The 21672-nt window shown below is 68.8% G+C and carries 18 protein-coding genes and 3 pseudogenes; 9 read left to right on the top strand and 12 right to left on the bottom strand.

From position 1 onward, the window contains the following. Window positions 1-46 precede the first annotated feature (46 nt). On the top strand, window positions 47-1579 hold the full coding sequence (locus C6Y14_RS38555; RefSeq protein ID WP_107021559.1) for an FAD-dependent oxidoreductase: 1533 nt from the start codon (window positions 47-49) through the stop codon (window positions 1577-1579). 168 nt (window positions 1580-1747) lie between these two features. On the opposite strand, the pseudogene C6Y14_RS38550 reads toward C6Y14_RS38555, so the two are convergent. Both C6Y14_RS38550 and C6Y14_RS44370 read right to left on the bottom strand, forming a co-directional pair. Next, a pseudogene (locus C6Y14_RS38550) lies at window positions 1748-1948 on the bottom strand (Orn/Lys/Arg family decarboxylase); the annotation flags it as partial. Window position 1949: 1 nt separating this feature from the next. Beyond that, a complete protein-coding gene (locus tag C6Y14_RS44370; protein ID WP_159074392.1) occupies window positions 1950-2132 on the bottom strand; it encodes a hypothetical protein in 183 nt (60 codons plus the stop codon). A 318-nt stretch (window positions 2133-2450) separates the two neighbouring features. On the opposite strand from C6Y14_RS44370, the gene C6Y14_RS38540 reads away from it, so the two are divergent. The 4 genes from C6Y14_RS38540 to C6Y14_RS38525 all read left to right on the top strand — a co-directional run bounded on the left by C6Y14_RS38540 (window position 2451) and on the right by C6Y14_RS38525 (window position 4380). Beyond that, entirely contained in the window at window positions 2451-2777 is a 327-nt protein-coding gene (locus C6Y14_RS38540; protein WP_107021557.1) for a plasmid stabilization protein, read from the top strand. Between the two features lie 232 nt (window positions 2778-3009). Continuing rightward, on the top strand, window positions 3010-3273 hold the full coding sequence (locus C6Y14_RS38535) for a hypothetical protein (RefSeq protein ID WP_107021556.1): 264 nt from the start codon (window positions 3010-3012) through the stop codon (window positions 3271-3273). Between the two features lie 68 nt (window positions 3274-3341). After that, window positions 3342-4073 carry a cytochrome P450 family protein gene (locus C6Y14_RS38530; protein WP_107021555.1) on the top strand — a complete coding sequence of 244 codons (732 nt, stop codon included), beginning with the start codon at window positions 3342-3344 and terminating at the stop codon, window positions 4071-4073. Window positions 4074-4095: 22 nt separating this feature from the next. After that, window positions 4096-4380, top strand: coding sequence for an ANTAR domain-containing protein (locus tag C6Y14_RS38525; protein WP_107021554.1), 285 nt, complete (start codon window positions 4096-4098; stop codon window positions 4378-4380). Window positions 4381-4589: 209 nt separating this feature from the next. On the opposite strand, the gene C6Y14_RS38515 is transcribed toward C6Y14_RS38525, so the two are convergent. Continuing rightward, window positions 4590-5126 carry an isochorismatase family cysteine hydrolase gene (locus C6Y14_RS38515; protein WP_107021553.1) on the bottom strand — a complete coding sequence of 179 codons (537 nt, stop codon included), beginning with the start codon at window positions 5124-5126 and terminating at the stop codon, window positions 4590-4592. Window positions 5127-5185: 59 nt separating this feature from the next. Continuing rightward, window positions 5186-5320 carry a hypothetical protein gene (locus C6Y14_RS38510; protein WP_404828895.1) on the bottom strand — a complete coding sequence of 45 codons (135 nt, stop codon included), beginning with the start codon at window positions 5318-5320 and terminating at the stop codon, window positions 5186-5188. On the opposite strand from C6Y14_RS38510, the gene C6Y14_RS38505 reads away from it, so the two are divergent. Further along, window positions 5272-5694: a hypothetical protein gene (locus tag C6Y14_RS38505; protein ID WP_107021597.1), complete on the top strand. Its 423-nt coding sequence runs from the start codon at window positions 5272-5274 to the stop codon at window positions 5692-5694. The two genes, C6Y14_RS38510 and C6Y14_RS38505, sit on opposite strands and share 49 nt — an antisense overlap. Window positions 5695-5699: 5 nt before the next feature. Further along, window positions 5700-6279, top strand: a pseudogene (locus tag C6Y14_RS38500) (hypothetical protein). Between the two features lie 117 nt (window positions 6280-6396). Here the strand turns inward: C6Y14_RS38500 and C6Y14_RS38495 are convergent. Both C6Y14_RS38495 and C6Y14_RS38490 read right to left on the bottom strand, forming a co-directional pair. Continuing rightward, window positions 6397-7983 carry a hypothetical protein gene (locus C6Y14_RS38495; protein WP_107021552.1) on the bottom strand — a complete coding sequence of 529 codons (1587 nt, stop codon included), beginning with the start codon at window positions 7981-7983 and terminating at the stop codon, window positions 6397-6399. A gap of 1289 nt (window positions 7984-9272) precedes the next feature. After that, on the bottom strand, window positions 9273-9878 hold the full coding sequence (locus C6Y14_RS38490; protein ID WP_107021551.1) for a hypothetical protein: 606 nt from the start codon (window positions 9876-9878) through the stop codon (window positions 9273-9275). Window positions 9879-10044: 166 nt separating this feature from the next. Between C6Y14_RS38490 and C6Y14_RS38485 the strand changes: the two genes are divergently transcribed. Then, the gene (locus C6Y14_RS38485; protein WP_107021550.1) at window positions 10045-11190 is read left to right on the top strand and encodes a transcriptional regulator; all 1146 of its coding nucleotides are present in this window, start codon (window positions 10045-10047) and stop codon (window positions 11188-11190) included. A gap of 727 nt (window positions 11191-11917) precedes the next feature. After that, window positions 11918-12292: a helix-turn-helix domain-containing protein gene (locus C6Y14_RS45385; RefSeq protein WP_225891490.1), complete on the top strand. Its 375-nt coding sequence runs from the start codon at window positions 11918-11920 to the stop codon at window positions 12290-12292. Between the two features lie 243 nt (window positions 12293-12535). Here C6Y14_RS45385 and C6Y14_RS38475 read toward each other — a convergent pair. The 6 genes and pseudogenes from C6Y14_RS38475 to C6Y14_RS38445 all read right to left on the bottom strand — a co-directional run. Further along, window positions 12536-12763 (bottom strand): annotated as a pseudogene (locus C6Y14_RS38475) (helix-turn-helix domain-containing protein); the annotation flags it as partial. Window positions 12764-12805: 42 nt separating this feature from the next. Continuing rightward, on the bottom strand, window positions 12806-13225 hold the full coding sequence (locus C6Y14_RS38470) for a hypothetical protein (RefSeq protein ID WP_225891489.1): 420 nt from the start codon (window positions 13223-13225) through the stop codon (window positions 12806-12808). A gap of 219 nt (window positions 13226-13444) precedes the next feature. Continuing rightward, entirely contained in the window at window positions 13445-13837 is a 393-nt protein-coding gene (locus C6Y14_RS38465) for a type II toxin-antitoxin system death-on-curing family toxin (RefSeq protein WP_107021549.1), read from the bottom strand. Then, on the bottom strand, window positions 13834-14028 hold the full coding sequence (locus C6Y14_RS38460) for a ribbon-helix-helix protein, CopG family (RefSeq protein ID WP_107021548.1): 195 nt from the start codon (window positions 14026-14028) through the stop codon (window positions 13834-13836). The genes C6Y14_RS38465 and C6Y14_RS38460 overlap by 4 nt, the downstream gene beginning before the upstream one ends. Before the next feature lie 446 nt (window positions 14029-14474). Then, window positions 14475-15107: a hypothetical protein gene (locus C6Y14_RS38450; RefSeq protein ID WP_107021546.1), complete on the bottom strand. Its 633-nt coding sequence runs from the start codon at window positions 15105-15107 to the stop codon at window positions 14475-14477. Between the two features lie 22 nt (window positions 15108-15129). Continuing rightward, window positions 15130-21657: an RHS repeat domain-containing protein gene (locus C6Y14_RS38445; RefSeq protein ID WP_225891488.1), complete on the bottom strand. Its 6528-nt coding sequence runs from the start codon at window positions 21655-21657 to the stop codon at window positions 15130-15132. Between the last annotated feature and the right edge of the window lie 15 nt (window positions 21658-21672).

The following is a 21672-nucleotide window of genomic DNA, read 5'->3' as shown; positions in this document are numbered from 1 at the left end:
GCGCTCTTCGGCGTCTCCTTTCGCGCGGTGGGGGAACCCGTGGGCCATGACCACGCGATCTGAACTGCCGGGCACAGCGGAGTCGTACTGGATGGCCACGGCGCCGGGCACCCGGTGGCCGGGTCTGGAGGCCGACGTGACGGCGGACGTCGTCGTGATCGGCGCGGGCATGGCTGGTCTGTCCATCGCCTGGGAACTGACCCGCGCCGGACGCGGCGTCCTCGTGCTGGACGCGGACCGCGTCGCCGCCGGGGTGAGCGGCTACACGACGGCGAAGCTCACCGCCGCGCACTCGCTCGTGTACGAACGCCTGCGCCACACCCGCGGAAAGGAGGGCGCACGCCAGTACGCCCACTCCCAGCAGGCCGCGGTGGAGCGGGTCGCGTCCGTGGCGGCGGAACTCGGCGTCGACTGCGACTTCGAAGGCTCGTCGGCCCTGACCTTCACCGTCGACCCGCAGCAACGCGCCACGTTCGAGGCGGAGGCGGAGGCCGCCGCCGAGGCGGGGCTGGCCGCCGACCTCGTGACGGAGACGGATCTGCCGTTCCCCGTGGCAGCCGCGGTACGCGTCACGGGTCAGGCGCAGTTCCACCCGCGCACGTACCTGCTGGCCCTGGCCGACGACATCGCCGCGCGAGGCGGTGTCCTGCACGAGCGGACCCGGGTGACCGGCCTCAGCGAGGGCACCCCGTGCAGGCTCACCACCGAGCGGGGCACGACGGTCACGGCGAACGACGTCGTCGTCGCCACGCACTACCCGGTCTTCGACCGCGCCCTGCACTTCGCGCGCCTGTCACCGCGCCGCGAACTGGTGGTCGCCGCTCCGCTCCCCGCCCCGGCGGCACCGGAGCACATGTACATCACGGACGACCTGGGCAAACGGTCCGTACGCACCGCCCCGCTCGACGAGGGCCGACGGCTCCTCATCGTCACCGGGGAGAGTTTCACTCCCGGCACCGGCGACGGCAACGAGCGCTTCCTGCGGCTGGACGCGTGGATGCACGAGCACTTCCCGGTCGGCGACACGGCGTACCGGTGGGCGGCCCAGGACAACGACGTGAGCGACGGCGTGCCGCTGGTCGGCCCGTTCCATCCAGGCGCACGGCACGTGTACGTGGCGACCGGCTTCGGCGGCTGGGGCATGAGCGGGGGCGCCATGGCCGGACAGTTGCTGGCGTCGACACTCACCGGCGCGGAACCGGAGTGGGCGGGGCTGTACGACCCGCGCCGCCTGTGGAGCACCGTCCGGGAGGGCGCCACTCTGCTGAAGCAGCAGGCGGACGTGGCCAAGCACTTCGTGGGCGACCGGCTGAGGACCACCCACGTCGACTCCGTCGCCGAGATCGCCCCCGGTTCGGGCGCGGTCGTACGCGTCGAGGGGCGCCGCTGTGCCGTCTACCGCGACGAGGCCGGCACGGCCCACGCCGTGTCGGCACGCTGCACGCATCTCGGCTGCCTGGTCGCGTTCAACGAGGCGGAGACGGCGTGGGAGTGCCCGTGCCACGGTTCGCGCTTCGGCGTCGACGGCGGGGTCCTCCAGGGACCGGCCGTACGCCCGCTGCCGCGACGCACGGTCTGACGCCGCGACGCACGGTCTGACGCCGCGACGGACGGTCTGACGCCGCCGAGGACGGTCTGAGCGCCGGAGTCCGGGCGCGGTCCCACCAACTGGTCCAGCGCGTCCGGCCGGTCCAACCCGTCCAGCCCGTCCCACCGGTCCAACCCGTCCACGCCCGGACTCCGTCCGTCAGTCCGCGTCGACGTCGTGCACGGACACGCGGATTGAGTCGGCGCTGCCGTCGGCGGCGTCAGGGATGAGCATGCCCGCGTCCGCACCGCTGCGCAGGTAGTCCACCACGGCCTGGTCGAGCATCTCGCCCGGGAGCACCGCGGGGATCCCGGGCGGATAGGGCGTGAGCATCTCGGCGCAGATCCGCCCGACCGCGCTGTCAGCTGCCGCCCGCTCTCGACATCCGCGTCCCGGACCCGGCGAGTCTGCGCCCGCGCCCGCGCCTGCGCCTGCGCCTGCGCCAGGTGACGCTGCCGCGTGACGCCTTCTTCGGCGAGGTCGAGCAGGTGCCCGCGGTCAGCGGGTACGCCGCCGCCTGGTGGATGCGGCGGCACCACCGCATCAACCTGCACACCTCCGACCACCGGCGCCTCAACGCCCAGCTCACCCACGCCGACGACGAGACGACAACGGAACGGCCCCTCGACGGGCTGCGCGATCTGGTCGCCCACACCGACGAACTTGACCCCGCTCAGGTCGATGAAGACCTGCACGCTGAGGTCGTCATCCGTTCGGTCACGGTCCGCTCGCACACCCGGTGGGGTACCACGTCAGATGGGACACGCGTGTTCCGGGTGAGAAGCCGACCGAGGGGTACGCGGGAGATCGTCGAAACGCGGGTCCGGCCGAGCCGCCGCCCCCGGTCCGGAAGGAGTTCGTCATGCCGCAGGGTTCCAACGCGAAGCGTGAGCGTCAGTACGAGCACATCAAGGAGAGCGCCGAGAAGCGCGGCACCTCCACGGGGCGTGCGAAGGAGATCGCGGCACGCACCGTGAACAAGGAGAGGGCCCGCGCCGGCGAGTCGAAGACGGCCAGCAGGACGTCCACCCAGGACAAGAAGTCCGCCTCGCAACGCGGTGGCGAGCGCTCGCACAGTGGCGCCCAGGGGCCGACGAAGGACCAGCTGTACGCGGAGGCGAAGAAGCGCGGTATCGACGGCCGTTCGTCGATGAACAAACAGCAGCTGACGAAGGCCCTCGGCCGCTGACCGACGCTCGGCGCACGGCGCACGGGGCACGGGGCACGGCGCTCGGCGCACGGGGCACGGGGCACGGTCAGCGGTTCGCCGACCGCCGACCGCCGACCGCCCGCAGCCATCCGCCCATCACCGATCACCGATCACCCCGGGGACGCACGCAGGCACGCACGTAGGCACACAGGCACGCAGGCGAGCCCCCCGCCCCCGGCGACGGACGCGCCGTCAGAGAGGAGCCGCCGTCATGACCACCCGTGACCGCGGGCCCGGACACCGGCCCGCGCACCGGCCCGCGCGCGACGAGCGCAAGAAGCACGCCGAGCACCCAGAGTACCCAGAGCACCCCGAAACGGCGGCGGGCGAGGTCCTCCACGCGGCGGAGGAAGCCGAGACGGCCGTGGTGGACGACGGAGAGCGGCGCGGCACGGACCGCGAGGCGGCCGACGCACTGACCCCGAACGAGGACGCCCAGGACGACGTCCAGCGGCGCGACCGGCGCGACTCCTGACGATCGCGACTGCGGCTGCGGCTGCGGCTGCGGCTGCGGCTGCGGCTGCGGCTGCGGAAAGGCTCCACGTGTTCGACAGCACCACGGCCCTGCTGGTCCAGGGGTACACGTGGTTGCCCGACCGCCGCCGTCGCAGCCGCGGCAGGCCGGACCAAACCCGCCTCATGGGCAAGGAGCCCGTGGTGCCCCACGCCCCCGATGCGGTGCGCTTCTTCTGCGACGAGACCGAGACCGAGACCCACATCAAACGTCAGAAAGCCCTGCCGAGACCTCTCCCTCTCCCTCTCCCTCTCCTGGACACGCTGTTCGAACGCGGGGCCGTGCACACACTGGACGGCCCGCAACACCGGGTGCGCAAGGCGATGTTCATGTCCCTGCTCATGGACCGCGACGGCCTCGGCTCACTGGCCGATCACCTCGGAGCCGAGTGGGACCGCGCCCGCGAGCGGTGGGCCGGCGGCGACCGGGCGGCGCTCTTCGACGAGGCGAGCGTGCTGCTCACCCGCGCGGTCTGCGCCTGGTCCGGCATCCCCCGTACCGACGGCGAGGCCCGGGAGACGGCCCGCGATCTCATCGCGATGGTCGACGGCCTCGCCGCACGGGGCCCCCGCCACCTGCGGGCACGCCGTGCGCGCAGCCGCCCAGGCCCCACAACCGGACTGCCGATACATCGATGTGTCGATGTATCGACGACCAACGGACGGGAAGGCTCCAGACATGCGCCCTTCTCAGCGCCCCGGCCCGCGGCGCGACCTCGCCGAACGACTCCCGCACGGCGCGCAGCGCGAGACCGTTCGTGAAGTCGGCTGCACCGAGGGCAGAATGCCGACCGGGGAACAGTTGCTGGCGGAGACGGAGCAGCTCAAGAAGGCCCTGGAGCGCCGGCCGATCGTCGACATGGCACGCGGGGTGCTGATGGCGGCCTGGTCGTGCACCGCCGAGGAGGGCTGGCAGATCCTGGTCCATGTGTCCCAGCACTCCAACACCAAGGTGCACGAGGTGGCCAAGGCCCTCATCGCGACGACGCAGAACGAGCCGCTGCCCGCCCATATAGAGGAGCATCTGCCCGCCGCGCTGGCCCGGTGGCGGGCGTCACGGGATGAGTGAGCCGCCGGCGACGGCCCACCCGACGCCCGAGTCACCGCCGGTCAGCACCACTTTGCGGTCCTGAAGCCGGCCGAAGCCCCGGTGGGGGTCCTCCCCGGGTCCCGAGCAGTTCCCCCGGCTGTCAGCTCGCCCGGCTACCGACGCACCCGGCCGCCGGCTCCCCCGTCTGCCGGCTCACCCGGCCACCACCACACACCCCGCCTACCGGCTCACCACTCCACGTCCGCGGCCCGCGTGATCTCCGCGCGCATGTTCCGCCGCATCATGCTGAGCGCGGCGTCCGCGAGTTCCGGGTGGATGGCGGCCACGGCGTCCGCGGGCACGACGACGTCGAGATGCCGGATGTGCGCGTCGAGCGCCGAGTACAGCACGCACTGCTCGGTCACCTGGCCGGTCAGGACCACGCGGTCGACGCCGAGTTCCGCCAGCAGATACGTCAGCGGTGTCTCGTAGAAGATGGAGTGCCGGGCCTTCACGATGAACAAGGACTCGTTGTCAGGACGCAAGGGCTCCACCAGAGCGGCATGCGGCGTCGCCAGGGCTTCATCGAGCAGTTCGCCGTGGTGGGAACGCCACTGTCCCCAGTTGTCGTTGGCGTAGATCACCGGGATTCCGGCCGCACGCGCCCGGCGGAGCAGCGACACGATCCCGGGCAGCGCCGCCTCGGCGGCGGGCAGCAGGAGTTCCGCGTCCTTGTGCTCGTACGTGTTGATCATGTCGATGACGATGAGTGCGGAGCCGGTCATGCCACCACCATCCCCCGTCCGTGCCGTCCTGGCACATCAACGCGAGCCGGTCACAGCCCTCATGCCCGGCCCAACCGCAGATCGAGCGCAGCACCCACGTCGGGGCAGTTACGGCGGACGGTGTCCAGGAAGGCGCCGAGTGCCGGTGAGCGGTCCCGGTCGGCGAAGGACAGGATCAGGTCGGGCAGCGCCACATCCGGCACCCACGCCGAGCGACCTCTCGGGTACGGTCGCCGAGGACCTCGCGCTGTACCGGGAGAAGTTCCGCCGCCGCCTGCCTGAGTCGCTGGACGAGCTGCGCGGGCCGACCCACGGTGTCGTGGAGTTGCCGCTCCACATGGCCTGGTCCGGGATGACCTCATACGACCTGGGCAAGCCGCGTCAGCGTATGGGCCTATACCGGACCGTCCTGCACGAGGGCCTGCACGAGGACCTGCCCCGCTACCTCAACCGGGACCTACTCCTCCAGCTGTGGCCGGTACTGCGCACCCTCGCCGGCCGCACCGTGCGCACCGTATGGGAAGACGCCTTCCCCCAGCTCGCCTCCCGCACCCGGGCCGCCGCGTGACGGACATGCCGGAGCTGCACACGCGGCTCCTGGCGGATGTGATCGCACTCGGCTCTCCGTATCCCCTGGTCCTCACCGGTGGATACGCCGTGCGGGCACACCGCCTCGTGAACCGCCCCAGCCAGGACCTCGACGTCGCCACCGAGAACCCGGCGCCCATGGCCGACATCGCGTCCACGCTCCGCGCCGGCCTGGAAGCCTGCGGCTGGAAGGTGCACGCGCTGGAGACCGCCCCGCTTTCCGCCCGCTTCACCGTGGCCGACCCCGCCACCGGGCAAGAATGCCAAGGTCCGCGCCCTCGCCGACCGCGGAGCGCCCCGCGACTTGATCGACGTGTTCGCAGCCTCCCGGCGGTGGACCAACACCGAGCTCGAAGAGTTCGGCCGCCGACACGCCCGTGGCCGCTTCGAGCGCGAAGACCTGCAGTCGAACCTCACGGGCGCCGAGTGGACCGACGACGAAGCCTTCCTCGCCTACGGGCTCGATGAAGCCACCATCACCGCGCTTCGCGCTTGGGCTGTGGAGTGGGCCGACGACCTCGCGGCTCGCCTCCTCGAGGAGTCCGATGATCCGCATGTCGACTGATCACGTCCGGATGAGGGATCGCGGTGAGAGGGCTTGCACGCTGAAATCCGCCGTACCGTACAGTGCCATGGTGGTCACCATGAGGGCCCATGGATATAAGGTGCCCGCCGGGGCCGGCTACAGGTGCAGTCCCACATGGTTCACGATGAACCGCTTCTCCTCTGAGTCGAGGGCGAAGTAGATGCGTCCGACCTCGTTGGGCGAGACGGCGTCCCGGACCTTAATGTGCGGCAGTCCGTCCCAGCGCTTCCCGTTGAACGTGAAGTAGCGCTTGTCCTTGTCCTTGCTGAGTTTCTCGTCATTGGGCGCGAATTTCAGTCCGTGGTTGTCGTAAAACCACTGGGCGAGCCTGGGCATCCTGCCGGAATTGGAGTACAGGTCCGTCGCAGCCTGCGCGAGGGCGGTCAGCCGGTCGGTCATCTCCTGAGGGTACGGGTAGCGGGAGTCCTTCCAGGCACGCGCCGCTCTCGCCGTGAACACGATGTGCTCCTCCGACGCCTTGGCGAGAGCTCCGAAAGTGGGCACGGCGTCCGTTCCCAGAGGTGGGATCTCGCTCCAGGCGTCAAATGTGGCCGCCTGCCCGCTCCCAATCTTCGACAGGTTTAGGTACTCAGTCTTCCAGTAGTCCCGGTCCTGACGCACGGCCTCAGCAGTGGCGGCATCGTCTCGTGCCTTGTCGCGCTCCTCCATGCAGCTCTGTGCCATGTCCTCCCAGGATGTGGCGTCCTCTTCGAGCTGCCGGACACGTATCTGCAGTGCTTCGAGCTCGGCAGTCGTGTCTCCGGCGGCCTGGGCGCGCGACAACTGCTCCGCCGCCCTGCGGGCTCCCGCACGGTACGACGCCTGTCGCGCACGCTCCCACGCCGTGTCACTGCCGCGGGCTATGACAGAGAGATGGGCGAGCGACGGCATTAGCCGCCGTTCCACGAAGGACGCCTGAGACACCTCCTCACGTGAGTAGGCGAGGTGTTCCAGGCCGAGGTCGGGCCAGACCAACCGGGCGCCACCGCTGGGTACGGCCACCTGCTCGTGGGCGCGACGGACGGCCTGTGCGGTCACGTAGTTCAGGGTCACCACCTGGGCCAGGCCCGCGAGTTGTCCCGACGCGTCGGCCGCCGCGCTCCATCCCGCCTGGTCCCTGGGGTGCATCAGGAGAATGGGGAGGCGCGTGCGCAGCGCCAGGACGTCGAGGAGTACGTCAGCGTGACTCTCCTCCCGGATCCTCTCGTATCGCCCCGTGGCGAGCTGGCTCAGCACCCGCACTTCGAGTTGCTCGTCACCGAGCACCGCCCGCAGCAGGTTGGGGCGCTTGAGCGGCGGATCCTGCACCGGTGCTATCCAGCCGTCGGGGATCTCCCTGCCCATGACGATCCTGAGCCCGCCGCCTTCCCCCGACTGAGAGACCGTGACCCGGGTGACAAACTGGGCCGGCCCCGTAGACAGCGGCTGGTGGATGGTCATGCGCAGGGCGCGGGTGAGTTCGTCGCCCGCCACGGTCCAGCTCACTGTGCGGTCACCATGGCCGGAAATCTTGCCGGCGAGCACCGCCCGGCCGTCTCTGTCGAGTTCGGTCACGGACGGTGCCAGTACACGTCCGTGGTGGCCGAGCCAGTCGGCGAGATGGCCTCGAAGGCTCTCGTAGACGTGGCCCGGCTGCTCCTGGGCGGACCGGACGTCGAAACTGACGGCATACAGCGCCTGCACGGCGGCTCCCCTCACCCCCGATGCCCTGCACGACGACCGTTTCCCCCTCGAAAACGCTCAGGGCATCGCTCGGAGAGTAACCGTAATACCGCCACGCCCAGGTCCGTAATGCCCTGAGCCGGGCTTCGGGGCCGACCGTCCTGTCCCCGAACGCCATAGCTGCTGGCCCCGACGGGCCGGATGAGATGGGGAGCCGTCGTGCACTCCGTCCGCCCAGACCGTCTTGCCGGGCTGGGACGGTCGGGTACGCCCCAGTCGGCGGCGAGCGCATCGACCAGGAGCAGTCTGTGGCATCCGCCCTCGCCCGGATCGGAGCCGGTCGCGCCAGCCGGGTGGGGTGAATGTCGGTCAAGTCGATTCGGACGACGCCCAGAGTCTCGTCGTGGGAAAGGGACGGGGCGAAGCCACGCCCGGTGACGCGGCCGTGGAGGACGGCGTTCGCAGCGAGTTCGGCTACGACCAGGACAACCATGTCGTGTGCCTCGGTGGCGTGCGGGTGGCCCCAGTAACGCCCAGAGCTTCAAAGTGAGCGTCAAGATTCCTCGAAAGAACCCCTGAATGCGCCGAAGCGAACGTCTCCCTCAAAAGTCGCAGGTCAGGCAACCTTCAAGATTGATCCATCTATTCGGCCCCCTGCGTGGAGGGAAACGGGTCGGTCGACCCGCCTGCGCCACAAAGCCGCAGATAAAGCGCCCCTCCGGCAGGCTCGAAAATCGCTACGCACTCCACATACGAGGTCATCGAAAAGCTGTCAGCTTGAGCGGATCACGGAAAAGTCCAGGTCAGAGCTAGTTTCTCAGCTCGCCGTCCTGCGTGTGAGTGCCTGGAGCGTCAAACGAGCGTCACGGTCGACAAGTAGCGATGGTCCTCTCCTGCTGGCCGGGCAGGTACGGGTGGGGGCGGCGATGGATCTGTGCAGTGCCGTGCTCGCCGCCGTTCTGCCTTGTTCGCAGGCTGGTCGGAGTCGGTGCGTTCGCCGACGCGGCCATCGGCGAGTGTGTGGCATGCGGATGGTGATCGTCTTCAGCAGCCCGCACATCGCAACGACATCGTCGCCTTCTTCGGTGTCGGCTGTTCGGCATAGCGGCTCCAGGAAGCGCGGCTACGTTCCTGACGCTGAGAGACCATCTCACTTGGCGAGTCTGCGGCAACAGAAGAGGGTGCAGGCGATGCTGGTGAAGGGCAGGAAGTGGTCGCAGCCGGCGGAGCAAATGGGCACGACAGCGGCGCGCCCGGGTCCCGGCCGCGCCGCTGTCGAGCTGTGGTCATCCCTCGGGGGAGCCCCCGGCTCAGTGGAGCTTGTTGACGGCGGTCTTCGTCGTGGTGCGGAAGGCGGTCAGCGGGGCGTCCTTGAGGTCGCCCATCTGGCCCCAGCGGACGAGGGTGACGGTGCGGCCGTCGCGGCCGACGGAGAACAGGTGGATGTCGGAGATGCCGATCTGCGGGTCGGCGGTGTCCAGGCTGTAGACCCAGGCGCCCTCCTCGACAGCGAGCTTGCCGTGGGAGGCGCTGACGGCCTGCAGGCCCGGGTTCTGCTGCTCCAGCAGGGGGCCGCAGTCGGCAAGGGCCCCGCGGAGGGTGTCGACCAGCTTCACGGCGTCGGCCTCGGTACGGGCGACGGTGGTGACCTGGACGCCGTTGGTGTCGAGCTCGGTGCTGAACTCGCGGTAGCGGGTGTTCTGCGCCGGGATCTTGTACGGGGCGCAGAGGACGCCGCCGTTCTCCGGGACGCCGGTGAAGACCTGGGTGGCGGTCCACGGCGTCGACGACGGCGGCATCTGGGAGGCGGCGAGGAAGGCGGGCTGGGCAGCGGCCTGCGCCGGGGCTGTGGCGAGGGCCGCGAGGCCCAGTGCGGCAGCGGCTGCGGTGGCGAGTGCGGTGCGGAGCTTGTTCATGGTGGTGGATCCCCCGTCGGGTCGTTCGTTCGGTCAGTGCTCAACCAGCGTGGGGCCGGCGCCCGCCGGCTGCAACGATCACGCGCCCACCAGCCGTCCCGGAACCATTCCACCCCCGCTGACGTGCAAGGACGTGAAGGTGGGACGCAGGGTCGAGGGGGATGGAATGCCGAAGGACGCCGCCGTCGAGGAGTTCGCGGGGCTCGTGCGCGCGCTCAAGGCGCGGGACGGGAGGAGTTACGAGGCGCTGGGCCGGCGGCTGAGCGTCAGCGCGTCCACCCTCCACCGCTACTGCTCGGGCGCGACCGTCCCACAGGAGTTCGCCGTGGTCGACCGCCTCGCCCTGCTGTGCGGGGCGGACGAGGAGGAACGGCGGGCCCTGGAGGCGGCCTGGACGGAGGCGGACGGCGCCCGCCGCCGAGCGGCCTCGCCCGCGCCCACGCCTGTGCCAGCCGTGTCGGCCGCGCCGGAATCGAACCCGGAACCGTCCGCGCCGGAGGCGGACCGCGCCCGCCCCCGTCGTGGCGCCCCCGCTCCCCTCCTCGTCGCCGCCGCCGTCGGCCTCGTCGTGCTCGCCCTCGCCGCCGCCCTGCTCGGACACCCAACCCGTACGGCTTTCGCCCCCTCTCCCGCTTCCACCGCTCCGGGGCGGACCGCGGCCGCCCTCCCCTTCACCTGGAGCATCGGTTCCCAGCTCTGGGAGGGCGGCTGCGGGCACACCTACCTCGTGGACCGGGCCCCCCGCGCGGTCGCCCCGCCGCCGGTCGCGGCCGACTCCGGGGCGTGGGCCGGGACGCACGGTGCTGTGCACGGCGGGGAGGCGCTGGTGCGGATCACGGTCCAGGGCCGGTCGCCGTCCGACGCCGTCGTCCTCCATGCCCTGCACGTGCGCGTGGTCGACCGCGCCGCGCCGCTGCCGTGGAACGCGTACCGGATGGACAACGGCTGTGGCGGCGCCGTCACCGCGCGCCACTTCGCCGTGGACCTCGACCGACCGCGCCCGCTCGCGAGGCCGGCCGACGGCCTTGACGCCTCCGGCGCAAAGGTCCGGAAGATCCCGGCCGTCTCCTTCCCGTACAAGGTCACTTCCTCCGACCCCGAGGAGCTGCTGGTCTCCGCGCGGACGGCGGGCTGCGACTGCCGCTGGCATCTGGAGCTGGAGTGGAGCGCCGGGGGCCGTACGGGGACGGTGCGGATCACGGACGGCGGGAAGCCGTTCCGCACGAGCGGGACCAGGGGGAGGCCGGCGTACGTGCACGACTCCGCCGAAGGGCGCTGGATCACAGACTCCGAGTCTGGACAGACCGGGTGACCGATGAGCAACTTCGAACGGGAAGGCCGTTGCCAAGGGCACCGACCTGGAGAACTACGCAAGCACCGACGCGCTGTCGAAGTGGCAGACCATCGACAGCCGCACTAACAAGGTCCTTCCCCTCCCGACGAACCAGCCGCGCCGCTACGTCGCGACGGCGACGAAGTGGCTGAACGGCTGGATGGTGACCGACTACGTACCGGACGGGGCACGCACGTGCTGAGGCGCGCGGCGGCCGCCGCGGTGCTCCTGGCGGGCGTCCTGGTGCCGGGGCTCGCGTACGCGGACGACGGCCACCGCACTCGGCACCGGCCCCGGCTGCCGGGGCTCGCCACTTTCGGTGACGGTGTGCGCCTCGGACACCACCGCCGCTGGCGGCTCGTCGGCTGTGCCGCGGGCCCAGCCACGTGGGCGGGGGCGCGCCGAAGACCTCCTTGTGCTTTCCTGCGGGTCATCATGCGGATCCATGGTGTCGGACGGACCGCATCTCGGCTCAGGCACCCAAGCGCCCACTCGCACTCATTACAACGAAGGCGCCCCAGCCGTCCGCCGGAAACATGAGCACCGGCCCTTGGGGAACTCAACTGCCCCGCATGAGCTTGCCGCGCCCCCGCGTCGGAGAAGGAAACGGGAAACAGCTTCGATCGCCTTCTTCATCCGGGAGTTGGTGCCGCACTCTTTCGTGCAGCACCGCCTCGACCCGGATGACCGGGTTCGGGAGGTTCCCGTGCCACATCCGTCCACATCGTTCGGCGAGGAACTGAGGAAGCGACGTCTGGAGGCCGGACTGAGCCTGACGGACCTGTCCGGTCTCGTGCACTACAGCAAGGCGCAGCTCAGCAAGGTCGAGCGGGGCATCAAGGCGCCCAGCCGTGATCTCGCGCGGCTGTGCGACGCCGCACTCGGTACCGACGGGGCACTGATCGCCCTGGGCACCCCTACCGCTGTCGACTCATCTGCCGTGTCGGCGCCAGGCCGGGTCGAGGAGGAGAACTGGATGATGCAGTTGTCACTGGAAGCCTCACGCTCCCTTTTCCCGCACTACCGCACTACCGCAGACTCGGTCAGACCGTGGATCCCGGCCTGCTTCTGCCCGTGCTGATCGCGCAGACACACGCCGCGGGAGCTGTCGGCGCAGAGCGACAGTGCCACCAGGCGTCGCCTGCTGGCGCTCGGTTCCCGGTACGCCGACTACGTGGGTTGGCTGGTGCAGGAGACCGGGGACGAGCGCGCGGCGCTGTGGTGGACACAGCGCGCGGTCGACCTGGCCGCCGCCTGCGGCGGCGATCAGGCGCTGGCCGGTTATGCGCTGGTCCGCAGGGCGTCGGTCACGCCGCACCGGGTTCGAAATGCCGAACAGTGGACCAATCTGGCGCATCGTCAAGTTCGTTCGCCAGTAGACCGTGACAAGCAGGATGCGATCCTCGAGCGGGAGCCCCCAGGGCCGCCCACGCTGGAGCTCGGTAGCGGTTTCGCGCCGCACGGCGGTCACCAGCTTGCCGAAGCAGCGCGGGCTCAGCCCGGTGAAAGGGCCTGTCCAGGACGGCCCCGACGCCGTGATCACTGCGGTCACATCAGGATCGTTCCACCTGGAGCCGACCGGGATGGACACGGGTCAAGTACGGAGCCCCAGATGCCGGTCCAGCTGACTGCGCAGACGCGCAGAAGCCCCACGCAGAGTCCCGAGTTGTCGCACTTCTGCCGCCGCCACTTCCGTCCGTCCCGCCAGCGCAAGCACAGCGGCATAGGGTCGTTCGCCTTCGGTGAGCTTCACCGCCACGGCGTCACGGACGGCTCGCAGCACGGTGTGGTCCGCGCTCGGATGTTCCGCCAGCAGGCGAAGGAGCCTGTTGTCGTTCCAGGCGCTGTCTCGGGCCGTGCTCAGTTCCAGCAGAGTGCCAGGCGCCGTGGAGGGATTGGCGGCCAGCGCCTGCCAGACGAAGGGGTACGGACACCGTGCGAGTCGATGCAGAACGACGCTGTCGTTCTCGGCATGCGCCAGTTCGAGGTAGTCGGCAGGGGTGTGCACGGACATGGCCCCTCAGGATCGTCGGGCCGATCATCCTGCCATCAGGACTCGGTCACCCGTGTGCGGGGCTCTGATCCCAACCGGCTCGAAGATCACGTACGGGACAGCCCTTTAAGGGAGCCACGCCTTCCAGTACACAGCGTCCCATTCCGGCTTGACCTGAGCAGGGCCGGATCGCACCTGAGGGCAGGGCACGCACGTGCCCTGCCCTCACGTCGTCGAACGTCACGAAACGGGGAACCAGGCCGATAGGCGCTTGGCAATGGCCGGTACATCGACGTTGTCCTGCGCGACGTCCTCGACGAACGGGCCGGCAACGGAGACGGGCGGCGGGACGCTACTGGCACTGACGCCGTTAAACCGCAGGAAGACACGCATGGCGAGCCAGGCGGTGCGTTTGTTGCCGTCGATCAGCGCGTGATTGCGGGCGACGGAGTGCAACAGCGCCGCAGCCTTCTCGTGCAGCGTGGGATACAGCTCGGCCCCGAACACATTCGTGCGGGGTCTCTCAATCGCCGACACCAGAAGACCCATGTCACGCACACTGTGCTCGGTGCCGTTGACCGTACGGGCGATGGCCAGGATCTCGTCGAGCTGGATGTAGCGCACGTCGGTCACTTCAGGTAGTCCAGGATCTCCGCATCGCTGTCCATGAGCTCGACCAAGACGTCATCGACCTTCAACTCGGCCCGGTCCTGGGCGTCACGAATGGCCTCGATGGCGAGTTCCTGCTTACTGCGGCCCTCCCGGCGAGCTCGCTCGGTGAGCTTCGCGTCAAGGTCGTCGGGGAGTCGGAGTGTCATCGCCATACGGCCATGATACCAGGGTGGTATCAACGGCGCTCTCGGCTCCGCGAACACGGAACCAAGCGGTCGCTGGCACCGCTCACGCGAAGGCTCGGTACAGACGCCATTACGAGCGTCGCCCGAGCGTCACGGTCGACGGCCGGTGAACATGGAGCCGCCCTCCAATTGACAGCACCCCGCACCCGCGCTACACCAAAAGATGTATCGCACTCGGCTCCCGTACCCCCTGGTCCTTAATGGCGGGTACGCCTTTTCCCGCCCCAGTCAGGATCCTGTACGTCCGGTCGGCGAAGTCGCCTACGAGATCGGTGGCCCGGTCGTCGGCCAGGAGCGTGCGCAAGAGGCCGGAGTTCAGCATGCGGAGGAGCTCCACGACCGCGGAACCGTGACCTGCCCGACCGAGCCCAGCCTCTTGCGTCATCGTCCCGGAATTCCGAACTCGATTACCCTCACATCGCGCGTTGCTTCAAACGCTGCCGTGCCCACGTGACGACGGACGGAGAAAGTCCGCCCTCCTCCGCTTTGTCGACCAGGGCGATGACTTCCGCGATCGGGTCGTCGTCGATGCGCAACATGATCTCGCTCTGCGCAGCACCCCTCAGCCGGACCAGCTCACCGTTGGGATTGACTCGCGTCTCCTTCAAGAAAGTCTTGCGATCGAGCAGACGCGTCACCCTCGGGAACGCCTCCTCGGCCAGGACACGGGCCAGTTCTCGTCCACATACATCCCGCGTCCCCGGTTCGGAGAAGGCCCATCGGGACCGGAACGGCATCTCCTCCTCGGGTTCGTGGGCGACCACGGCCGGCGGCACCACAGGGTAGGTCGCTAGGGCACCGCCGGCGCGGGGCTCGGACGGGGCGACGTCCTGCCGCCTCAAGAACTCCCAATGCGGCAACGGAACGATCCAGAAAGTGACGTCGAAGACATACTTCTCCGGGTCGACCTCATGGGTGTCGAAGTGCATCAGCAGGTGATCGCCATGGGCGGACACCAGACGAAAGACTCTGCCCTTCTTCGTGAAACCGGCCGCCTTGGCGACCGGAACCACATATTGCTTGATGAGGGTGTCCAGGGGGTTCATGGCTGCTGCCCGTCTCCTTCGCTCATGCCGCCAGTTCGAAAATTTTGGCTGCGACGCCCGCGCTCACCGACGCTGTGGCCGCTGCGCCGCCCGCCTCTACGGCGAAGGGCAGCCCGACGATGGCGATCGGCACCAGCAACGGCAATTGACTCACGCCGTCAGTCGACTGGGGCACGATACCCAGTCCGGGCTGATCGACCGTCCCCGGATAAGGGCCCGGTGCTGGCCCAGGAGTGGGTTGCGGCACAGGTTGGGACTGCTGCTGAGCGGCTGCGGGACTGGAGCTGAGCACGCGCTTGAACTTCCTGTTGTTGGGTTTTCCGTAGATGACAGCTCCTGACTCGGGGCCGATCACCCGGTCACCATTGACCACGTGGTATGGACCGCCGATGGTCCAACCCAATACAGCGTTCATGCTCTCCGCACGCATACGGTTCACATACCAGGCGGCTTCCGGCACAGCCTTGGAGGCCACTCCTGCGGACTTCACTTCCCAGACATAGTAAATGTCGTGGTTGGGGTCATAGCCGACTATGTCCGGCACTCCGTGACTGCATGAGGCCCCAACATTCCTGCCGGGGTGCATGCATTTCTTATTCGCTCCTTCCACTCGCATAGTGGTGAAGATCTTGAAATTTTTCACGCCGAGCTTCTTGATCTGCATCTGGATCACCTTGATCGCCCGGTCGCGGGCTTGGTCGTGCCGCGTCGTCTTGTTGCCGGTGGCCGCTCCCAGCGAGGGCGCGCCGTTGCTGGGGCTGGGGTTCTCGTACTGGTCCGACGCCGGGTCGTTCTCCGGCTCATACGTTCCATACGTGCCGTTGCTGCCCGAGCAGTTGTGGGGGTAGCAAGACTCCAGACCGGTGGGATCCGACTGGGTGACGGGGCTGTTGTTCGCGTAGGTGTAGCCGTTGAGGGACTGTGTCTGATCGGTGGTGAGAACTGGGTCGACACTGATGAATCGACCGGTCACTGGGTCGTACTCACGGGCGCCCAGGTGGGTCAGGCCGGTGCCACTGTCGGCGCTCTTCCCGAGGAATCCCTTGTCGTCGGCCCAAGTGCCGGTGGAGCCCGCGCGCGTAGCGCCGAAGGCGGTGGAGTACCGCTTGGTGACACCCTGCGCGTTCGCCTCGACCGCCAGCCCGGAGGTGCCGTGCTGGTCGGCGGCGAGCCAGGTCAGGGTGTTGCTGCCTGACTTGTTGCTGCGCAGGGCGACGGTGGCGTCACCGGCGGTGTAATAGCGCTGGGCCCAGCGCTTGGGCGTTGAGGTACTGGCATCCAGGTGCACCTCGGTGGCGCCCAGGTACAGGACGGTCTCTCCGGTGGCGTTGCGCCGGATGAGCAGGGTGCCATCGGCGTCATAGACGTAGCCGGTGGTGCTGCTGCCCTCGACGAGTTTGCCGAGGTCGCCTTCCTCGTTCCAGGTCAGGGTCTGAGTGGTGCTCCCGTCCGGCCTGGTGGTCGTGTTGCCGGTGGCGTCATAGCCGTAGGCGGCGCTCACGCCGGTGCAGGAGGAGGCGGTGGTGACCGCCGCCAGGGCGTGCTTGCGGGTGCCGTCGTAGCAGTACGTCTTCTTCGTGTCGCCGCTGGGGGTGTGGCTGGTCTCGGTCGTGCGCAGTCCGGAGTCCCGGTACGTGTACGAGGTCCAGTACGGGCTCGCCCCGCCCAGATTGGCGGCAGTGCGGCTGGTTGCCGAGCAGTCGGCGCTCTTAGGCGTCCATGCCTCGGTAAGGCGCTGGTAGCCGTCGTAGGCGAAGCACTGGTTGTCCGCCGCGGAGGTGGTGCCGAGTGTGGTGGGATCCGTGATCGAGGTGACGTTTCCGGCGTCGTCATAGCCGTAGTTGAGCTCTTGGAGCTCGTAACCGTGGGTCTGGTCGGTGACCATGGCCTGGGTGAGCCGGCCCGTGCCTTCCTCGAAGGCATTGGTGATGTACGCCTTCTTGGTTCCGGCCGCGGCGGACGTGCCCAGGGTGAGCTGCTCGGTTTCTCCGAGCGCCGAGTAGCTGGTGTCCAGGACGTAGCCGCTGGTGCCCGAGACGGTGGTGGGCAGGCCCACTCCGTTGTACTCGGTGGTGATCTTCTCGGTCGCCAGTCCGCCGGCAGCGGGTTCCTGGGTGTACTGCCGGGTGCCGTCGATGTTGTAGTACGAGGAGAAGTCGAGCGTGGCGGAGGACAACGCACCGGAGCTCACCAGCGCGTCGCCTGCCGGCAGGACCAGCTGGGTACCGGTGGGCCGGTACAGGGCGTCGTAGGCAGTGACTTTTTTGGTGTAGGCCGTACCCGTAGTCGCGCTGCCGTTGACGTAGCGGACGGCGGTGTCCAGCTGCCCCTTGGCAAGGGTGTCGTAGGTGTAGGCGGTGAGTTGCTTGGCGGGTACCTGTTCCTCGATGGTGGAGGTCAGGTCGGCCGTGGCCGGTGCGCTCCAGGTGCCGGAGACGCGACCGAGTACGTCGTAGGCGGAGATCGCCACGCGTCCTGCGGCGTCCTTGAGCCAGGAGACCTGGTCGAGATCGGTGTAGCCGGTGGTGGTCTTCCCCTTGTCGGGGTCGGCGGAGGTGACCTTGCGGCCGTGGAGGTCGTAGTCGTAGGACCACACGGAGTCGTCCGGTCCGGTGACCGTCGATTCCCTGCCGTCCGCGGTGTAGGTGAAGGAGGTGGAGGTGTACGCGGCGCCGGGGCCGGATCCGTAGGCGGCGTCGGACGGGGAAGGGCTCGCGTATTCACGACGTTCAACCGTGCGGCCGAGGGCGTCGGTGATCACACGGGTCGCGGATCCGCCGGTGAGAGCGGAGCTGGCCGTGGAATCACCGGTGTAGCCGGTTGTGGTCGTCCAGCGTTTGACGCCGTATACGAACAGGGAACTGCTGGTCGGGCGTTCCACCCCGTCGAAGACGGTGGCGGTCTGCTGGGCCGCCTCACCGTATTCGGCGCGTGTGTACGTGCCGCTCGGTGATTTGTCCTGGTCGAAGATCTGGGCGTACGTCTCGTGGGCGAGACCCCGGTTGTCATAGCGTGTGTCGGTCAGCAGGCGGCCGCCGAGCGGGGTCGGGGACTGGGTCTGCAGCGGACGTAGTTGGGCGTCGTAGATGCTGTAGCTGGTGTTGTAGGTGTTTCCGTCGGCTTTCAGCGTCGAGGTGGAGGTCCAGGACGGCGCGTCGGCGGTGACGGAGTAGGCGTAGGTGTAGTTCGCCGACTGTTCGGAGGAGCGGGAACGGTTGGGCAGCCAGACCGCTGTGGCGCGGCCCAGCGCGTCGTACGCCGTTTCAGTCAGCTTGGTGTTCACGTCGTAGACCTTGGTCTTCGACCCTCGCGCGGGATCCAGGTAGGTCAGGGTCTTCTGGCTCTTGGGATTGGTGAGGACCGTGCGGGTCAGCGGGCCGGCGCCGACGGGGGTGTAGGCGGCGGTCGTGGTGTTGTCTGCGGCATCGGTGATGGAGAGAGGGCGGCCGAGTCCTGCTGTCGTGGTGTCGTAGGCCGTTCTGCTGACCGTCTGCCAGGACGTGGGGTGGCGCTCCCCGCCGGTTGCGGTGGCCGGGTAGGCGGAGGCACGGCCCTTCCAGGTGGCCAGTCCCAGGGTCGGTGTCTGGGTGGTGCTCCAGGCGGTGGCAGTAGCGCTGTCGTAGACGGTCGCCGCATCGGACACCACGTCCCCCGGGGTCGCTGCCGAGGTCGGCAGCGACAGCGCGGTCTCGGCCACGGAGCAGGGACGGCCCACGACACGGGTGCGGGAGACCAGGGCCGTGATGCCGAGGGTGGTGTTGCGGGCGTACCAGGTACGGGTGCAGGTCTCGTCACCGGATTTGGCGGTGTCGCCGCTGTTGTCGACGCTCTCCGGCATGCCGTAGTCGTCGTAGGCGGTGGCACTGGTGGTGGTGCGCCAACTCGACGAGGCAGTCAGATACGTGTGGGTGTGTGCCTTGGCCTCGCGGACGTAGTACGCCTCGGTGTCCGCATACGACTTGTGCTGGGTCGCCGTCTTCTTCGACCAGGGGTCGTGGACGGCGACGCTTACCGGGGTGGTCCCGTCGTAGATGATCTCCTCACGCAGGAGGCCGGCGTACGGCTCGCTGTCGGTCTGGTCGGCGACGTCCAAGCCGCTGACGTCGATTCCCGCGACGGTGGCCGACCGGCGGGCGCTTGCGTCCAGTGCGCCGTCCGCGTCCAGCAGACGGTCGCCGTCCATCCCCTGGAGGTAGACCGAGACGGTCTTGCTACGTGTGGTGCCGGTGCCCTTGGTGACGGTGACCTTGCCGTAGCCGCGGAAGATGGACCAGGTGCGCTCGTCGACCGGGGTGAACGGATTGTCGTCGTAGTGCCATGCGGGAGCGGCGTAGGAGTACTGGCTCTCCACCGCGTCGTTCTTGCCGGTGGGGTCGGAGACGTTGACGGCGAGGACGCGATATTTGTGGAACCAGTCGAGCGACGCGTCCTCGGCGCCGTTGATGTTCCAGTACTGCGGGTAGCACGGTTTGGTGTTGTGGTCCACGGCGCTCGGCATGCTCGAACCGCGCACGCACTCGGGTTCGGACAATGTGACTCGGGTGATCGCACCGGTCTCGGTGGTGACGCTCTCGATGCGCGGACGGCTGAGCGGCAGGATGTCGTCGGTGGCGTCGACGCGGTTCTCCCGCATCTGGTAGGTGAAACTCACCGGCGGTAGGGGTATGTCGGTGCCGTTCTTGCCGGTGTGCCGCACGCTGTCGAGGACCAGCGTCTGGTCGCTGGTGTCGCCTATGTCACCGCCGTCCAGGAACTTCTGCGTGAACGCCCAGGAGTCGACCGCGGTGAACGCGACCGACTCCGTCGACCAGGCGAAGGTGTCGACCTGGGCGAGGCGTTTGCGGGTGAAGAAGAACGGGCCGCGCACGTCGCAGTCCGCGTCCTTCTTGCAGACCGCGTCGTAGGGGACGTCAGGCCAGTTGTCCGCGGTGGACTCCTTCAGCTCCGAACAGTCGGCAGCGGTGCAGCGCTCGCTGTAGGAGAAGGTGACCTTGTTGGAGGTGACGCCGGTGAACAGGGTGCTGGCGCGCTGACCGTAGAGAATTTTGTCGAGGTGGCCGCCGCGGATGTACTCGGCGGTGGCGGTGGTGGCGCCGTTCTTGCCGTAGTAGTTCGTTTCCGGGGTGTACCAGTACGTCATGGCGTTGCCGTTCAGATCCTCTGCGTAGTCGAGGTTCCAGCGCCATGCCTGGGTCGTGGAGCGGTTCGCGAAGGTGGATCCCTGGTCGTATCCGGGCTCGTCGGAATCGTCACCGAAGACCGGCACCGTCCACACCGACTGCGTGCGTTCCGTGCCGGCTCCGGGAAGCTTGTTCAGACCGAAGACGTACTTGGTGCCATCTCCGGTGGTGACGGTCCAGTGTTCGCCATCGCCGTCACCGTTGTCGGCCCCTGTGGAATGGGTGACGGTGGAGGCGTCGTCGTTCTTCAGTCGCCACCGACCGGTGGTGTCGTCCTTGACCAGTTCACTGGACTTACCGTTGAGGACGAGGGAGGCGTTGTCGTACTTCCAACACAGGTCCGACTTGCCGCTCTGGCCGTCCTTGTCGCAACTGCCGTAGGACCGCTCGACATAGGACCCTGAGGACAGGTCGAAGCCTTCGCCGACCTGGGTGGACTGGTTGTTGGTGGATGCGGTACGGCCGTCGATGCCACCGGAGTCGTACGACAATTCCAGTTCGGGCTGGGGGCCGACCGCCGCGGGCGGTGTGTCCAGCGGGTACGACCAGGTTAAGGCCCCTGACGAGCCGCCGGCCTCCCAGGATGAGGATGCGGACAGCGGGGTCGCCGAGTAGTCACCGCCGCCTGAAGCGGACGTACCTGAGGTGGCGGTCAGCGCGAACAGCGCAACGGAGGAGGCGGGGGTGAGCGCGACATCGGCCGAGACGGTCTGCCCGGCGGTGTCGTTGTCCGAGTCGATCGTGGTGCGGGTGCGGCACTCGGTCTTCCGAGGGGTGGCCAGGGCGCAGTCCGGTAGCCGCACCAGAGCCAGTCTGCTCGCCCATCCGCCACCGTAGGCGGAAGCGAAGGCCGAGTAGTCGAGGGTGAGGCGGGCACGGCCCGGCCGGGTGGCAGCCGCCGTGAACACCACACCCTTGATGCCGACGGCGTCAGTGGTACGGCGGTCCAGGACGCGGATCGTGGATGCGCCGCCCGCCGCCTTGCCGGCGCTGCCCCGGGCCACGGTGACCGGCAGTCCGCCTGCCCGGCCGGTCGAACGGTCGGATCGGGCTGTGGGCACGGCGACCGTGACCCGGCCCGGCTCGGGCCAGGCGGAGCGCTGCTCGCCTGCTGCACGCTGGGTCTGGGCGGTATTGCGCTTGCGCGCCGTCGCGACGGCCGCACGGGCCCGCGTGGCACCCAGGCCGTCGACCGCGTGCACCTCACTATCACGTTGCTTCGGCAGGTCGGGGCGGCCCAGGCCGCCGGTGGCAGCCGTCGCCGGTTGCGCGGCGGGCAGTGCTCCGGTGGCCAGTGCGACGGCCAGCGTCACGACGACAACCGCGCGTCTGCCGCGGAGCCAAGGAACCGCTCTCGTACCGGTGTTCACGGCATACCCCTGTCA

The organism is Streptomyces dioscori (genome assembly GCF_003024195.1).
In the GTDB taxonomy this organism is placed as follows: Bacteria; Actinomycetota; Actinomycetes; order Streptomycetales; family Streptomycetaceae; genus Streptomyces; species Streptomyces dioscori.
Note: the sequence above shows the minus strand (reverse complement) of the source record. Positions and strands in the feature narration are given on the sequence as shown.

What these genes read in the sequence shown, in the direction of transcription:
- C6Y14_RS38470 (WP_225891489.1), bottom strand. Translation starts at nt 13,225, where the DNA reads ATGTCCGTGCACACCCCTGCCGACTACCTCGAACTGGCGCATGCCGAG.
- C6Y14_RS38460 (WP_107021548.1), bottom strand. Translation starts at nt 14,028, where the DNA reads ATGGCGATGACACTCCGACTCCCCGACGACCTTGACGCGAAGCTCACC.
- C6Y14_RS38540 (WP_107021557.1), top strand. Translation starts at nt 2,451, where the DNA reads ATGCCGCAGGGTTCCAACGCGAAGCGTGAGCGTCAGTACGAGCACATC.
- C6Y14_RS44370 (WP_159074392.1), bottom strand. Translation starts at nt 2,132, where the DNA reads ATGCGGTGGTGCCGCCGCATCCACCAGGCGGCGGCGTACCCGCTGACC.
- C6Y14_RS38515 (WP_107021553.1), bottom strand. Translation starts at nt 5,126, where the DNA reads ATGACCGGCTCCGCACTCATCGTCATCGACATGATCAACACGTACGAG.
- C6Y14_RS38490 (WP_107021551.1), bottom strand. Translation starts at nt 9,878, where the DNA reads ATGAACAAGCTCCGCACCGCACTCGCCACCGCAGCCGCTGCCGCACTG.
- C6Y14_RS38535 (WP_107021556.1), top strand. Translation starts at nt 3,010, where the DNA reads ATGACCACCCGTGACCGCGGGCCCGGACACCGGCCCGCGCACCGGCCC.
- C6Y14_RS38555 (WP_107021559.1), top strand. Translation starts at nt 47, where the DNA reads ATGACCACGCGATCTGAACTGCCGGGCACAGCGGAGTCGTACTGGATG.
- C6Y14_RS38485 (WP_107021550.1), top strand. Translation starts at nt 10,045, where the DNA reads ATGCCGAAGGACGCCGCCGTCGAGGAGTTCGCGGGGCTCGTGCGCGCG.
- C6Y14_RS38525 (WP_107021554.1), top strand. Translation starts at nt 4,096, where the DNA reads ATGCCGACCGGGGAACAGTTGCTGGCGGAGACGGAGCAGCTCAAGAAG.
- C6Y14_RS38450 (WP_107021546.1), bottom strand. Translation starts at nt 15,107, where the DNA reads ATGAACCCCCTGGACACCCTCATCAAGCAATATGTGGTTCCGGTCGCC.